At 71.8% G+C, this 14,799-nt stretch carries 14 protein-coding genes; 9 read left to right on the top strand and 5 right to left on the bottom strand.

Annotated elements, in window-relative coordinates; genetic code table 11:
* Positions 1–38: 38 nt before the first annotated feature.
* Complete coding sequence (locus BLP38_RS07550; protein ID WP_307461923.1) at positions 39–776, top strand: M23 family metallopeptidase; 738 nt, start codon at positions 39–41, stop codon at positions 774–776.
* A gap of 305 nt (positions 777–1,081) precedes the next feature.
* On the top strand, positions 1,082–1,579 hold the full coding sequence (locus BLP38_RS07545) for an HNH endonuclease (protein ID WP_065570032.1): 498 nt from the start codon (positions 1,082–1,084) through the stop codon (positions 1,577–1,579).
* A gap of 24 nt (positions 1,580–1,603) precedes the next feature.
* On the opposite strand, the gene BLP38_RS07540 is transcribed toward BLP38_RS07545, so the two are convergent.
* Positions 1,604–2,812 carry an MFS transporter gene (locus BLP38_RS07540; RefSeq protein ID WP_091355368.1) on the bottom strand — a complete coding sequence of 403 codons (1,209 nt, stop codon included), beginning with the start codon at positions 2,810–2,812 and terminating at the stop codon, positions 1,604–1,606.
* 53 nt (positions 2,813–2,865) lie between these two features.
* Here BLP38_RS07540 and BLP38_RS07535 point away from each other — a divergent pair, with 53 nt between their 5' ends.
* On the top strand, positions 2,866–3,465 hold the full coding sequence (locus BLP38_RS07535) for a sugar O-acetyltransferase (protein WP_091355364.1): 600 nt from the start codon (positions 2,866–2,868) through the stop codon (positions 3,463–3,465).
* Positions 3,449–4,006: a TetR/AcrR family transcriptional regulator gene (locus tag BLP38_RS07530; RefSeq protein ID WP_091355358.1), complete on the top strand. Its 558-nt coding sequence runs from the start codon at positions 3,449–3,451 to the stop codon at positions 4,004–4,006. Before BLP38_RS07535 ends, BLP38_RS07530 begins: the two co-directional genes overlap by 17 nt.
* Here BLP38_RS07530 and cynS read toward each other — a convergent pair whose 3' ends face one another.
* Entirely contained in the window at positions 4,007–4,477 is a 471-nt protein-coding gene (cynS, locus tag BLP38_RS07525; protein WP_091355354.1) for a cyanase, read from the bottom strand.
* Between the two features lie 156 nt (positions 4,478–4,633).
* Between cynS and BLP38_RS07520 the strand changes: the two genes are divergently transcribed.
* The 4 genes from BLP38_RS07520 (at position 4,634) to BLP38_RS07505 (ending at position 11,252) form a co-directional block, all read left to right on the top strand.
* Positions 4,634–5,329 (top strand): helix-turn-helix transcriptional regulator, encoded by a 696-nt coding sequence (locus tag BLP38_RS07520; RefSeq protein ID WP_091355351.1) that lies wholly within the window; start codon positions 4,634–4,636, stop codon positions 5,327–5,329.
* Between the two features lie 243 nt (positions 5,330–5,572).
* Positions 5,573–6,259, top strand: coding sequence for a hypothetical protein (locus BLP38_RS07515; protein WP_091355347.1), 687 nt, complete (start codon positions 5,573–5,575; stop codon positions 6,257–6,259).
* Entirely contained in the window at positions 6,259–7,842 is a 1,584-nt protein-coding gene (locus BLP38_RS07510) for a DNA polymerase Y family protein (protein ID WP_091355343.1), read from the top strand. Before BLP38_RS07515 ends, BLP38_RS07510 begins: the two co-directional genes overlap by 1 nt.
* Positions 7,842–11,252, top strand: a complete 3,411-nt coding sequence (locus BLP38_RS07505; RefSeq protein WP_091355340.1) for an error-prone DNA polymerase — start codon at positions 7,842–7,844, stop codon at positions 11,250–11,252. The genes BLP38_RS07510 and BLP38_RS07505 overlap by 1 nt, the downstream gene beginning before the upstream one ends.
* Before the next feature lie 21 nt (positions 11,253–11,273).
* On the opposite strand, the gene BLP38_RS07500 is transcribed toward BLP38_RS07505, so the two are convergent.
* Positions 11,274–12,308 carry a GTP-binding protein gene (locus BLP38_RS07500; protein ID WP_091355337.1) on the bottom strand — a complete coding sequence of 345 codons (1,035 nt, stop codon included), beginning with the start codon at positions 12,306–12,308 and terminating at the stop codon, positions 11,274–11,276.
* 66 nt (positions 12,309–12,374) lie between these two features.
* Here BLP38_RS07500 and ykgO point away from each other — a divergent pair, with 66 nt between their 5' ends.
* Positions 12,375–12,497 carry a type B 50S ribosomal protein L36 gene (gene ykgO, locus BLP38_RS07495; protein WP_018188560.1) on the top strand — a complete coding sequence of 41 codons (123 nt, stop codon included), beginning with the start codon at positions 12,375–12,377 and terminating at the stop codon, positions 12,495–12,497.
* Positions 12,498–12,662: 165 nt separating this feature from the next.
* On the opposite strand, the gene BLP38_RS07490 is transcribed toward ykgO, so the two are convergent.
* Positions 12,663–14,087 carry a PepSY-associated TM helix domain-containing protein gene (locus BLP38_RS07490; RefSeq protein WP_231916459.1) on the bottom strand — a complete coding sequence of 475 codons (1,425 nt, stop codon included), beginning with the start codon at positions 14,085–14,087 and terminating at the stop codon, positions 12,663–12,665.
* Positions 14,088–14,185: 98 nt separating this feature from the next.
* On the bottom strand, positions 14,186–14,782 hold the full coding sequence (locus BLP38_RS07485; protein ID WP_091355330.1) for a hypothetical protein: 597 nt from the start codon (positions 14,780–14,782) through the stop codon (positions 14,186–14,188).
* Positions 14,783–14,799 lie beyond the last annotated feature (17 nt).

Here is a 14,799-nt window from a genome sequence, read left to right as displayed (position 1 = left end):
GTTCGACGGCATCCCGCCCTCACCCCGTCCGCAGTTTCGTGACCGTCGCCGCCGTTGCCGGCATGGTCGCCACCGTGGCCATCCCCGCCTTCGCTGCGGCCGACCGCGGCGACGTCGCCGAGGCTCAGACCCTGCAGCAGGCCTCCGCGGACGACGCGCAGTCGCTCGTCGTCGCCTCGGAGGGGAGCCCCGAGACCCTCGAGCGCGGCGGTTACTCCGCCACGACGCCCGAGGAGATCCAGAAGGCCAAGGCGAAGGAAGCCGCTGAGAAGGCGGCGAAAGCCGCTCTCGCAGCCCGCCTCGCGTCTGCCTCCTCGTCCTCCTCGTCCTCGAATGCGTCGACGTCCTCGAGCTTCTCGAACTCCGTGCCGCTCGTCTCGCCCGGCTCGGGCACGGTCCGCCGTCCGCTCGCGCGCTTCGACAACTTCGGCACCCCGTACGCCGGCCACAAGGGAACCGACTACATGGTCGGCCGCGGTGAGCCGATCTACTCCGTCGCGGACGGCACCGTCGTCGCCTCGTCCGAATCCGGACCGGGCTGGGGCGTGTACGTAAAGATCGCCCACAACATCGGCGGCGTGCGGGTCACCTCGCTGTATGCGCACATGGACTGGGGCACGCGCCGCGTCCAGGTGGGCGACACGGTCTCCGCCGGCCAGCTGATCGGCCAGGTCGGCGACACCGGACGCGCGTTCGGCACCCACCTCCACCTGGAGATCCGCATCAACAACGGATACACCAACGCGGAGTCGTGGCTGCAGGCCAACGCCGGCTGACGACACACAGCTTCTGTTCTGCTGTTGTTCGCCCTGAGGCATCCCGGGGTGTAATACCCTGACCCCGACGCTCGTTCGAGCCGAGGGGAGCCGTATGGACATCCAACCCCGCATTCGCAACCGGAATGCGCTAGGTCGGCATGTGCTGCGGCATCGTGTGCACGATTGCCACGACGTCGGTCGTGCGAAAAAGGCGCTGTCTTCATGACGGCGCCTTTTTTCGTACCCGCACCCCTCTCGACCCGCACCGCGTCGACGACACGGAAGGCCGCTGAAGCCGTCTCGGCCGTTCGAGAGGACACCCTATGCGCACTCTGGTGCTGAATGCAGGCTACGAACCCCTGGCCGTCATCTCCTTCAAGCGAGCCCTGGTGCTCGTCATGACGGAGAAGGCGACCATCATCGAGCGTGTCGAGGAAGACCCCGTCTGGGGCACTCGCGACGTGTACGACCGGCCGGCAGTCATCGTGCTGACCCGGTACGTGCGGATCCCCGCGTCGCGCCGGGTCCCGGTCACCCGCCGGGGGGTGCTCCGCCGCGACGGGAATCGGTGCGCGTACTGCGGCAAGGGTGCGACGACGATCGATCACGTGCTTCCGCGGTCGCGCGGAGGCGCTGATTCGTGGGAGAACCTCGTCGCCGCGTGCCTGCGCTGCAACAACCTGAAGGGTGACCGCACGCCGCAGGAGATGCACTGGGAGCTGCGATGGATGCCGCAACCGCCCCGCGGCGCCGGCTGGCGTGTGCGCGGCGCTGAGCGCGCGGACCCCGCATGGGAGCCGTACCTGGCGCTCGCGGCGTAGCGGTGCGGGCCGCCCCTCGCGACGTCAGGCTGCTGCACCCTCGTGCGCCACGCGGCGCGGGCGCAGGGTGAACGCGAGCAGCAGGATGAACGCGCCCGCGATCGGGTAGACGATCAGCGCGGTCCGCAGGTCGGTCTGCTCGGCGAGCAGGCCGACGGCGGGCGGCGCGAAGAGGAAGCCGAGGCGCATGAGCCAGGCGACGAACGTGAGTCCCGACCCTGAACGCAGGCCCGGCATCTCGTCCGCGGCGTGCATCGCCGCGGGCACGATCGTCGCCGACCCGAAGCCGGCGGCCGCGAGCCCGATGATCGTGCCGGGGATGGTCGGGAAGGCGAGCGCGAGACCGAGGCCGAGCGCGATCAGGATGCCGCCTGCCCGCGCGACGGCCACAGCGCCGAAGCGGTCGGTGAAGCGATCGCCGAGGATCCGTCCGACGAACTGCGCGCCGATGAGGGCGATGTAGCCCGTCGCGGCGATCGCACCGATCGCGCCGAGGGAGTCCGAGAGGTACAGCGTCGACCACGAGCTGCCGAGGTCCTCGACCATGGCGCCTGCGATCGCGATGACGACGAGCGCCGCGAGCAGCGCGACCGTGCGGATGCCGGGTCGCACCGCGGGGACGACGGGCGCCGCGCCGGCGGTGTCGTCGAGCGACCGCTCGCCGGTGCGCGGCAGGCAGAATCGCCACGCGATGAGGGCGGATGCCGAGAACAGCACGCCGGCGATCGCGAGGTGCACGGGCACGGGGACGCCCAGCGCGATGGCGCCGGCCGCCATCGCGCCGCCGAGGACGGCGCCGACGGACCAGATCGCGTGGAGGGAGTTGATGATGGAGCGGCCGAATCTGCGCTGCACCTCGAGGCCATGGGTGTTCTGTCCGACGTCGACGATGGCGTCGAGCGCGCCGCCGAGGAACATCGGGATCGCGAACAGGATCGCGGTGGGCGCGAAGCCCGCAGACAGCAGGGCGATCGCGATGAGGACGGTGCCGACGGCGGCGACGGGGGCGGAGCCGAACCGGCGCATCAGGGGCGCCGCGAGGAGCCCGAGGATGAACGAGCCGAGCGGCCACGCCGCGAGCAGCAGACCGTAGACGGCGGTGTCGACGCCGAGCGTCTCTTTGATCTCCGGCAGCCGAGGGACGATGTTCGCGAAGAGGGCGCCGTTCGTGAGGAACAGGGCGGAGACCGCGAGGCGAGCGCGGTGGACCTCGGGCGGGACGACGGTGGGCATGCGTACGATCGTACACTCCTTGTGTACGATCGTACGCAAGGAATGGAGGGCACATGTCTACCGACTACTTCGCCGGAGATGCGCGCACGAACCGCGAACGGATGCTGGCGGGCGAGCTGTACATCGCCGATGACCCCGAGAGCGCCCGCATCGCGAGAAAGGCCGTGGTGCTCAGCGACGCCTATCACCGCGCGGTCGTCGCCGGAGAGGAGGGGGCCCGTGGCATCCTGAGCGACCTCGTCGGCACCCTCGGGCCGGACGTCGAGATCAAGCCGCCGCTGTTCGTCGACTACGGCGAGAACATCCACGTCGGTGCGCGGACCTTCATCAACTACAACCTGACCGCGCTCGACGTCGCCCCGATCGTGATCGGGGAGGACTGTCAGCTCGGCCCGAACGTGCAGCTGCTCACTCCGACGCACCCGATCGCCCCGCAGCCGCGACGCGACAAGCTCGAGGCGGCGAAGCCGATCACGCTCGGTGACAACGTGTGGCTCGGCGGCGGCGTCATCGTGTGCCCGGGCGTGACGATCGGCGACAACTCCGTGATCGGGGCGGGATCGGTCGTGACGCGCGACATCCCGGCGAACGTCGTCGCGGTCGGCAACCCCGCCCGCGTGATCCGTGAGATCGGCGATGACGACCGCGGCTGATCCCCGGCCGCGCCGGACGGATCCCGAGCGCCGCGACCGCATCGTCGACGCGTGCCTCGAGGTGATCGCGGAATCCGGGGTCGCGGGAGCGTCCGCGAGACGCATCGCCGCGGCGGCCGACGTGCCGCTCGGGTCGGTGACCTATCACTTCGCGACGATGGACGCTCTGCTGCGCGAGGCGTTCACCCGCTTCAGCGAGACCGTCAGCGACCGGTTCGTCGCCCGCATGGCCGAGGCGCAGACGAGGGATGCCGCGGTGACGGCCGTCGTCGAGCTCATCGAGTTCGACGTACTGGCCGACCGCGGTGAACTCGTCCTGACGCACGAGCTCTACACGCTCGCCGCGCACGATCCCGGCTACCGGTCGCTGACGAACGCGTGGATGGCCCGGAGTCGAGCAGCGCTCGAGGCGCACTTCGACGCGGCGACCGCCCGCATCCTGGACGCCCTCATCGAGGGCCTGACGATCCACCGTGCCCTCGACATCGAGGCGCCGCCGGTCGGGACGGCCGCCGACGCGGTGCGCCGGGTGACCGGCTGATCAGCTGCCGGATTCGACCCACGCGTACGGCAGGAACTTGCCGTCGATCGTGATGACGACGCGGTCGCCGTCGGGGTGCGGGACGCGGTCGAGCGAGATGCTGCAGTTGATGGCGCTCATGATGCCGTCGCCGAACCGGTCGTGGATGAGCGCTTTGAGCGCGGGGCCGTAGACCTGCACGAGCTCGTGGAAGCGGTAGATCGTGGGGTCGCTCGACAGGTCGGCCTCGGCCGCACGGTTCGGCTGACGCGTGAGGGCGTGGACGATCTCCTCGTCGAGACCCAGGGCATCGCCGAGGCGTTCCGCTTCGACGTCGGACAGCGCGTGCATGCCGAGGACGGCGGCGGCGGTCCACACCGGCGGACGGCCGATGAGCTCGCTGACGGCGTCCCACGAGAGGCCGCTCGTGCGTCGCGTCTCGTCGATCAGTGCGCCGGCGGTCTGCTTGCTGATGATCTGGGGGAGTGCCATGGGGGCGTCCTCTCGTCGGGGTTCGTCCCATCGGACCAGTCGCGGCGGGTGGCGGGACAGGAAGAACGCGCACGGATGCCGGCGTTCCGCGCACGCGTGACACGGTCGAAACGCGCGCGACGCGGCGGGGCAAAGCCGGGTGTCTAGCGTGGGCGCATGGCGGCGGTGGAGGAGTGGATGCACGCGGTGGTGGATGCCGTGCCGCAGCCGCTGTGGGTGATCGGACCCGGTGGGGCCGTCGCCCACGTGAACGCCGCCGCGGGCCGCCTGCTCGGCTACGCCGATGCCCGCGGGCTCGTCGGCGGGCCGAGTCACGAAGCGCTGCACGGGCATCGCGCGGACGGCTCGGCGTACCCCGCGCACGAGTGCCCGATCGTCCACGCCTCCTCGCACGGCGGCGACCCGCAGGGGTTCGAGGTGTTCATCACGAGCGCGGGCCGGCCGGTCGACGTCGCCTGGCGGGTGGCCGAGCTGCCGCTGCCGGAGCACCGGCTGCTGTCGTTCGCCGCGCAGCCGGGTGTGCCGGCCGCGAGGGGTGTGCCCGCGGCATCCGCTCTGCGTGCGCAGGTCGCGGCGCGCCACCGCGACCCGGAGTTCGGCGTCGACGTGCTCGCGCGCGACGCGCACGTATCGGTGCGGACGGTGCAGGCGGTGCTGGGCCGGGCGGGGGAGAGTCCCGCCGCGCTCATCCGCGAGCACCGGCTGGCGTCTGCGGAAGTGCTGCTGCGCGACGGGATGCCGGTGGCCGCCGCCGGGTACGCCGCGGGCTTCCGCGACCCGGGCACCTTCGCGCGGGCGTTCCGGCGTCGGTTCGGCGTGGCGCCCGGGGCGTTCGCGCGCGCGGCTGGCTGAGGGGCGTCATCCGCTCTGCGGGTTCGGGTGTCATCGGATTCGGAGGATGTCGCCGGATTCGGATCGGAATGCGGTTGCTGATCCGAATCCGACGCTGATCTCCGAATTCGAGAACGGATCTGATGAGGCGCGACGGCGTCTCGGCGCCGGCGCAGGCTCGATGTCGGAACCCGTGCGTATCTTCGAACTCGACCGCTTGAGTCACTCGAACAAAGCTTCTACCATGTCGAGGTGAGATCCATCGTGCGCAACACCGCCACTGCCCAAGAGGTGCAGCGGCTGCGTGCGCAGATGGCGCAGATCCAGGGGCGAAAGCTCGATGCGCCGCCTCTTCCCACCCATCCTGCCCTGGCTGAGCTGCTGCCGGGCGGGGGACTGCGTCCCGGGTCGTCGTACGCGATCGGCGGCTCCATGTCGCTGCTGTTCGGTCTGCTTGCGCAGCCGTCGCAGACCGGCAGCTGGTGCGGGGTGGTGGGGATGCCGGGGTTCGGCGCCGAAGCAGCCGAGAAGGCGGGCGTCGACCTGTCGCACCTCGTGCTGATCCCCGAGCCGGGTCCGCGCTGGCTCGCCGTCACCGCGACGATCGCCGACGTGTTGCCGGTCGTCGCGGTGCGCCCGCCGAGTCGGGCGAAGGATGCCGAGGTCTCGCGGCTTGCGGCCCGCATGCGCGAGCGCGGCGTCGTGCTGCTCGTGCAGGGGCCGTGGCCGCAGACCGAGGCGATGATCGATGTGACGGATGCCCGCTGGTCGGGCCTCGGCGACGGGTACGGCGTGCTGTCGGATCGAGAGCTGACCGTCACGGTCACGAGCCGGCGCTTTCCGGTGCCGCGGTCGTCCCGGATGCTGCTGCCCGCCCCCGACGGGGCGATCGCGGTGCGCGAGCAACCTGTCGCCCCCGTGGTCGACCTGCCGATGCGGGCGGTGAGCTGATGGATCCCGCGCTCGTCGACACCGGCACCGAGCCGGTCCGGAGCCTCGTCGTGTGGGTACCGGACTGGCCGGTCGTCGCGCTCACTCGCGAAGGACTCGCCGAGGCCGAGCAGCCGATCGCCGTCTTCGCGAAGGGGATGGTCGCCGCGACCTCGCCGGCCGCACGCGCCGACGGGGTACGGCGGGGGATGCGGCGCCGCGATGCGCAGGCGCGGTGCCCGCAGCTGAAGGTCGTCGACGCCGACGAGGCGCGCGACTATCGCACGTTCGCGCCGCTCATCGCCCGGCTCGAGGAGATCGCCCCCGGCGTGCAGCTGCGCGAGCCGGGACTGTGCGCGCTGCGGGTGAAGGGACCGGCCCGGTTCTACGGCGGCGAGGCGGGCGCGGCGACGGCGCTCACCGGCGCGCTCGCCGAGCTCGGCCTGCACGACGTGCGCGCGGGGGTGGGTGACGGTCCGTTCACGGCGGAGCAGGCTGCCCGCACCACCGGCACGGACGCCCCGATGCGGATCGTGCCGCCGGGTGCGGCGGCCGCGTTCCTCTCGCCGCTGCCGGTGACGGCGCTCGAAGACGAGGCGGTCGCGAGCCTGTTCGCGCGTCTCGGCATCCACACCCTCGGTCAGCTCGCCGCGCTGCCGCCCGCACGACTCGTCGAACGACTCGGCCCCCGCGGCGCGCGGCTGCACGCGCTCGCGTCGGGGCTCGACTCGCAGCCGGTGCAACCGCGCACGCCGCCGCCCGAGCTCGAGCGCGAGGTGAGCTTCGAGCCGCCGCTCGAGATCGCCGACCAGGTGGCGTTCGGCATCCGACTCGCGGCGGAGCAGTTCATCTCGGGGCTCGGCGCCGTCGACCTCGTCTGCACCGAGCTGCGCGTCGCGCTGACGGGCGACCGCGGCGACCACAGCGAGCGGGTGTGGCTGCATCCGGGCGCGTTCGACGCGGCCGCCGTCGTCGACCGCGTGCGCTGGCAGCTCGCCGAGCGCGGGCTCCGGAGCGCGGTCGCGAAGGTGCGGATCGCGCCCGAGAAGGTGGACGCGGCATCCCATCACGTGACGGGTCTGTTCGGCTCGGGGCCGGAGGAGCGCGTGCACTCGGCGCTCTCGCGCGTGCAGGCGATGCTCGGGCACACCGGCGTCGTCACCCCGCAGGTCGGCGGCGGGCGCTGGCTCGCGGAGCGGCAGGTGCTCGTGCCGTGGGGCGATCGTGCCGTGATCGCCGAGCGGGCGCGGCCGTGGCCGGGGAGCCTCCCCGACCCGCTGCCGGCGACCGTGTTCCCCGAGCCGGTGCCGGTCGCCGTCATCGACCGGGACGACGACATGGTCGCCGTCGACGGCCGCGGCGAGCTGACGGCTGAGCCGGTCGCGCTGATCCTCCCCGGAGCGCCGGACGCGTCGGGGGCGCGCAAGCCCCGGCATCCGCGTCGCATCGCCACGTGGGCAGGGCCGTGGCCCGTCATGGAGCGGGGGTGGGATGCCGCCCGCGCACGCCGCGCGCACCGGTTCCAGGTCGTCGACGAGGCCGAGACCGCGTGGTTGCTCGTGTGCGAAGAGGGCGTCTGGCATGCCGAGGGCAGGTACGACTGATGGGGTGGGGCAACAACCCGTCGGTCTCGTGGTCGGAGATGGAAAGGATCCTCAGCGACCGGCGGCGACCCGAGGGGGCGCCGGCGGGGGCCGACGGCGGCGACAGTCCGGCCTGGTCGCACAAGCGCGGCAAGTACCGCACGCCCGAGATCGAGCGACCGGTCGACGCCGTGCCGTACGCCGAACTGCACGCGCATTCGTCGTTCTCGTTCCTCGACGGGGCATCCTCGCCCGAGGACCTCGTCGAAGAGGCCGAGCGCCTGGGACTGCACGCCCTCGCGATCACCGACCACGACGGGTTCTACGGCATCGTCCGGTTCGCCGAGGCGGCCGAGCACCTGCAGCTGCAGACCGTCTTCGGCGCCGAGCTGTCGCTGGGGCTCCCCGGCCCGCAGAACGGCGAGCCCGATCCGCACGGGCGGCACCTGCTCGTGCTCGCTCGCGGCGAAGAGGGGTACCACCGGCTCGCCGCCGCGATCACGCACGCGCAGTTGTCGGGCGGCGAGAAGGGGCGCCCGGTCTACGACCTGCACGACCTCGCCGATCGTGCCGGCGGGCACTGGCAGGTGCTGACCGGATGCCGCAAGGGCGCCGTCCGGCAGGCGCTCGCCGCCGACGGCCCGGCCGCCGCGGCGTACGAGCTCGACCGGCTCATCGACCTGTTCGGGCCCGAGCGGGTCGACGTCGAGCTCGTCGACCAGGGGGCGCCGACCGACTCGCGCGACAACGACGTGCTGGCTGCGCTCGCCGCCGAGCGGGGGCTGCCGGTCGTCGCATCGAACAACGTGCACTACGCCGTGCCCGAGAAGGTGCATCTCGCGGCGGCGGTCGCGGCGGTGCGGGCGAACCGCGGGCTCGACGAGCTCGACGGGTGGCTGCCCTCGCACGCGAGCGCGCACCTGCGCTCGGGCGCCGAGATGGCGCGGCGGTTCCGGCGGTACCCGGGCGCGGTCGAGCGCACCGTCGAGCTCGCCGACGCGCTCGCGTTCCCGCTTCGCCGCGCGAAGCCCGCCCTGCCGAAGATGCAGGTGCCCGAGGGGCACACGCCGATGACGTGGCTGCGGCACCTGGTGTGGGAGGCGGTGCCCCGCAAGTATCCGGATGCCACCGACGCGAACCGTGCGCGCATCGAGAAGGAACTCGGCGTCATCGAGCAGAAGGACTTCCCGGGGTACTTCCTCATCGTGCACGGCATCGTGCAAGAGGCGCGGCGCCGCGGCATCCTGTGTCAGGGGCGCGGATCCGCCGCGAACAGTGCCGTCTGCTACCTGCTCGACATCACGGCGATCGACTCGATCTTCTACGACCTGCCGTTCGAGCGGTTCCTGTCGGCCCTCCGCGACGAAGAGCCCGACATCGACGTCGACTTCGACTCGGACCGGCGCGAGGAGATCATCCAGTGGGTCTACGAGACGTACGGGCGCGAGCGCGCGGCGCAGGTCGCGAACGTCATCCAGTACCGGCCGAAGAACGCGATCCGCGACATGGCGAAGGCGCTCGGGCACTCGCCGGGGCAGCAGGACGCCTGGTCGAAGCAGGTCGAGCGCTGGGGTGCGACGCTCGACACCCCGCCCGACCACGACATCCCGGATCGGGTAATCGCGTACGCGGGTGAGCTGCTGAAAGCGCCTCGACACCTCGGCATCCACTCCGGCGGAATGGTGCTGACCGATCGCCCCGTCGGCGAGGTCGTGCCGATCGAGCACGCGCGCATGGAGAACCGCACCGTCATCCAGTGGGACAAGGACGACGCCGCGTGGATGGGGCTCGTGAAGTTCGATCTGCTGGGGCTCGGGATGCTCGCCGCCCTGCAGTACTGCTTCGACATGATCGCGGCGGCGACGGGGGAGCAGTGGAGCCTTGATGCGATGCCGAAGGAAGAGGCCGCGGTCTACGACATGCTGTGCCGCGCCGATTCGATCGGGGTGTTCCAGGTCGAGTCCCGGGCGCAGATGGGACTGCTCCCGCGCCTGCAGCCGCGGAAGTTCTACGACCTCGTGGTCGAGATCGCCCTCATCCGGCCTGGGCCGATCCAGGGCGGCGCGGTGCACCCGTTCGTGCGACGCAAGCTCGGCGACGAGCCGATCACGTATGCGCACCCGAAGCTGAAGCCGGTGTTGGAGCGGACGCTCGGCATCCCGGTGTTCCAGGAGCAGCTCATGCAGATGGGCATGGCGATCGGCGACCTGTCGGGGGAGGATGCCGACCTGCTGCGCCGCGCGATGGGGTCGAAGCGGGGCATCGAGCGGATCGACTCGCTGAAGAAGAAGCTGTACGAGGGGATGGCGCGCAACGGCCTGACCGGCAAGGCCGCCGACGACATCTACGTGAAGATCCAGGCGTTCGCGAACTTCGGCTTCGCCGAGAGTCACTCGCTGTCGTTCGGGCTGCTCGTGTACGCGTCGTCGTGGCTGAAGCTGCACTACCCGGCGGCGTTCCTCGCCGCTCTGCTGCGCGCGCAGCCGATGGGCTTCTACTCGCCCGCGACCCTGACCGCCGACGCGCGACGGCACGGGGTCGAGGTGCGCCGTCCCGACTTGCACGCGTCGGGGGTGGATGCCGGGCTGGAACCGGTGACGGAGGGCGAGACGCACCGCCGACCCCCGACGGGCCGGGACTCGTGCGCCGACCGCATCCAGCCGCCCGTGCCGGAGTTCGACCGGACGCTGTCGGACGAGTCCGCGGCGCACCGGCGCGACGGGAACTTCGCGGTGCGGCTGGGGCTCGCGTCGATCACGGGCATCGGGGTGCCGCTGGCGACGAAGATCGTGGCGGAGCGGGAGGCATCCGGTCCGTACCGGGACCTGCGCGACCTCGTGCGGCGCACCGGCGCGACGGCGGCGCAGCTCGAGGCGATGTCGACGGCGGGCGCGTTCGAGAGCCTCGGGATCACGCGGCGCGAGGGCATCTGGTTGGCGGGGGATGCCGCGCAGGACCGGCAGGAGTTCCTCGCGGGCTCGCTGGTGTCGGTGCAGCCGCCGCTGTTCCCCGACCAGTCGAGCTACGACGTGCTCGCCGCAGACCTGTGGGCGACGGGGGTGTCGGCCGACGACCATCCGCTGACGCACTACCGGTCGCAGCTCGATGCGCGCGGGGTGATCACCTCGCGCGGCATGCGCGAGCACGAGGTCGGCCGGCGCATCGAGGTCGCGGGGTTGGTGACGCACCGGCAGCGGCCGGCGACGGCATCCGGGATCACGTTCCTCAACCTCGAGGACGAGCACGGCGTCATGAACGTGATCTGCTCGGTCGGGGTGTGGAACAGGTGCCGCCGCATCCTGCGCGACAGCCCTGCGCTGATCGCGCGCGGCATGCTCGAGCGCTCGCCCGAGGGCGTGACGAACCTCGTCGCCGACGGGTTCGAGGACCTGCGGGTGGGGGTGACGCACCGGTCGAGGGACTTCCAGTGACCTGCCGTCGCCGCCCTGGCATCAGTCGCCGCTGCGGGTGACCTGCCACATCGGGAACGGATCCTCGAAGGCCGCCCAGGCCGAGGGTCCTGCCGCCAGTTCGTCGTCGGTCAGCGCCGTCTCGTCCAGGGCAGCGCGCAGTGCGCGGTGGTGCAGATCCAGCCCGATGATCGCGATGTCCTCGCCGACGGCCAGGAGCCCCTCGGCCTCCGGCATCCCGTCGTCCACCTGGACGGGCGAGAAGGCGATCATCGACCCCACGTGGTCCCATTGCGCGACGATGTTCGAGCGGGTCGCGAAGCGGCAGAAGCCCGCCGAACGGATGACCGAGCCGAACTCCCCGCTCTCGATCCGCTCATCGAGCAGGGCCTGCAGGCGTCCGGGATGCAGCGGGCGCACGTTCTCGTATCGCAGTGCGCTGATCCGAGGGTCGGTCATGTGCGGCGCGAACTCTCCGTTCAGCAGCTGCACCCAGCCGGGCGCGTCCTGGTGGGAGCGGATCGGGATCGGTGCGGTGGGCAGCAGGTCGACGGCCGGCTGATGCAGGCGCAGTCGTGCCGACGGGGCGAGGTGGCTGACCAGCGCCATCGTGATCGAAAGGTCCGGGGTCGACAGTCCCGACCAGTTCACGAGCACGATCGTCGAGGCGTACTCGAGCTGTTGCACCGTGAGCAGCGCGTGAGCCGTGTAGCGGGTGCGCGGCATCCCGCTCTCGTCGACCTCGGCGGATCCCGCGTAGGTCTCGCGTCGGAGGTCGTCGAGCAGATGCGGCGCATCGACGACGCACACGACGCCGCGCAGGCGCGCCCCGCTCCCGCGCTCCGCGAGTGTCCCGATGACGTCGAGGATCGAGGCGTCGGACGGGAACTCCGCGACGACACCACTCCCGACGTCGAGCCACGGGAGGATCGCTGCAGCGCTCGACGCCGGGTCCTGCGGAGCGAGTCGGGATGCCGCGAGGAGCGGTCTCGACGTCGCGCGACTCAACTGGGCCGCGTAACGCGCCCGCTCCGGACCGCATGCTCCCATCACGGCGACCACGTCCGTCTCGGTCATCCGACACCTCATTCCATCGCGGCATGTGTAGCCTTGATGATAACCGTTCTCAATTAGGAGTGTGTCATGAAGGTGCGAGCGTCCCTGAAGTCCCTGAAGAAGCAACCCGGCGCACAGGTCGTCCGCCGACGCGGCCGCGTGTTCGTCATCAACAAGCTGAACCCGCGGTTCAAGGGCCGTCAGGGCTGACGCGGCCGGCGACGCGTGCGCTGCGGCCGAATCACCACCCACGTGCCGAATCACCACCGAATCGCGTGCCGCTGAGCGGTGACTCGGCACTCCGGTGGTGATTCGGCGCGGGAGGAGGGTGCGGCGGCCGCCGGCGCGCGGCGGCTCAGGCGTGCGCGCCGTGGGTCAGGCGGGCGCGTCGCTCGTACGCGTCGCGGCGCGCCGCCGCTGCACCGCGTCGACGATCACGTCCACCACGACGAACGCGGCGAGGGTCCAGCCCACCAGCGGAAGCGCGAGGCCGATCAGCACGCCGCCGACGACGACGGCGGTGACGCCCCACCACGGGGCGCCGTCGAGCACGCCGCGGCGGGGCGGCATCCCGACCCGTGCGGTCTTGGTGGGACGGCGCTTCACCCACATGACGTAGCCGAGAACGACCATCCCGCCGATCGCGACGGCGAGCAGGAACATCACGATCTGGTTCGCGAGGCCGAACATCGTTCCCATATGGATCGAGACGCCCCATGATGCGAGCTTGGCCGGGAGCGAGAAGTCGGCGAAGTCGACGCGGTCGACGGGCTGCAGCGTCGCGCCGTCGATCGCGACGGCGTCGAGGTGGCCCGGGAAGCCGCGGTCGATCTCCTGCACCTTCCACGCCTGATCGGCGGCGGCGGGCGGCGTGATCTGCACGAGGTCGGTGTCGATGTTGACCTCCCGGGCCGCCGCGAGCACGTCGTCGAACGTGTTCGGGTCGACGGTGAGAGCAGCGGATGCCGCACCGTGCCCCGCGTGCTCGTCCCCGCCGCCGGCGGCTCCGCCGAGGCTCGTCGAGACGGCGGGCGTGGTCCAGTCGAGGGCGGCGCGCAGGTTCGTGACGTTCTGTCCGCCGTAGGTCGACCAGGTGATGCCCGTCGCCGAGAGGAACACCGCGCCGAGCGCGATCCAGATGCCGACGGACGTGTGCCAGCTGAAGAAGCGGCGATATCCGGTGTGCTTCCGGGCCGGCCGGATGAAGTCCTTCTTCGTCCGCGCCGTGCGGATGCGGATGACCCACATGACGACGCCGGCGATGACGACGATGCCGAGCCAGGATGCCGCGAGCTCGCTGTACAGGCGGCCGGGGTCGCCGAGCCCGAGACTCCGGTGGATGTTGCTGATCGCGGTGCGCAGCGGCAGCGACCCGCTCGTCCCGTAGACGGTCTCGTCGCCGCGGATCTCGCCGGTGCCGGGATCAACGAACACGGCGCGCGACTCGCTCTCGCCGAGACCGTCCTGCGCGAACATGACGCGCGTCGTGTCGCCGGGCTCGGGAGCGGGGCGGACGGCCGACAGCGTGGCGGCGTCGCCGACGTGCGCCTCGGCGACCTCGACCTGCTGGCCGAGGCTGAGCTGCGTGTCCGTGACCGGCGCGTGCAGCTGTCGCGCGTACACGGTCTGCTCGATCGTCGGTGACAGGGCGTAGAGGGCGCCGCTGAGCGCGGCGACGAGGATGAACGGTCCGACGAGGATGCCGGCGTAGAAGTGCAGGCGTACGAGGAAGGCGCCGAACCAGCCCGGGCGTCGGGCGGGTCGGGCGGTGGCGGGTGGGGTGGGCAGGGTGGCGGTCATGATTGCTTTCGAGAAGAAGGGTGCGGCAAGAGGGCGCGCCGATGACACGGCGCGGCGCACCGCGGCATCCCTCGTCGAGAGCGGACCGGCGGCGCGCGTCAGATCGCGAGTGCGCGCGGGGGACCGCGGCCGGCCGCGACACGGACGGCGACCGATCGCAGCACCGGGACGTCAGCGGACGCGGGTGCCGGAGTCGGACGGTCGACGGCCTCGGGAGCGAGGACGGCGGTGAGGATGCGGCGGCGCACCCACCGGGCGATCTCGGCCGCGACGGCGATCAGGCGCTGCGCCGCGCGCTCGCCGCGGTGCAGCAGCGCGACCGTGAGGACGGCGGCGAGCCCGTGCATGGCCCACATGAGCGGATCGGCGCAGATCGCCGCGGCGGTGCCCCCGGCATCCGTCATCAGGGGCATCCCGTGCTGGTGCGGCGTCGCCGACGGGGTGATCGTGCCGAGCACGAAGAGGGTGTGGAACAGCAGCTGGCTGCCCGTGACCGCGAGCGCCAGGCGGGGGAGCGACAGGCGTCGCCCTGCTAGGGCCGTGCAGACGAAGAGCGACAGGGCGAAGGGGACGGCGATGCCGAGCCAGCCGGGGACCTGACCGCCGCCGGCGACGTGCGACAACAGTGCCGCCCAGGTGGCGACGGATGCCGCGAGTGCACCGCGAGCGACGCGGGAGACTCGGGACGGACGCACGGCTCCATTGTGACAGG

Origin of the sequence: Microbacterium sp. LKL04, from assembly GCF_900102005.1 — a bacterium.
In the GTDB taxonomy this organism is placed as follows: Bacteria; Actinomycetota; Actinomycetes; order Actinomycetales; family Microbacteriaceae; genus Microbacterium.
This window is presented reverse-complemented; position numbering and strand designations above follow the sequence as displayed.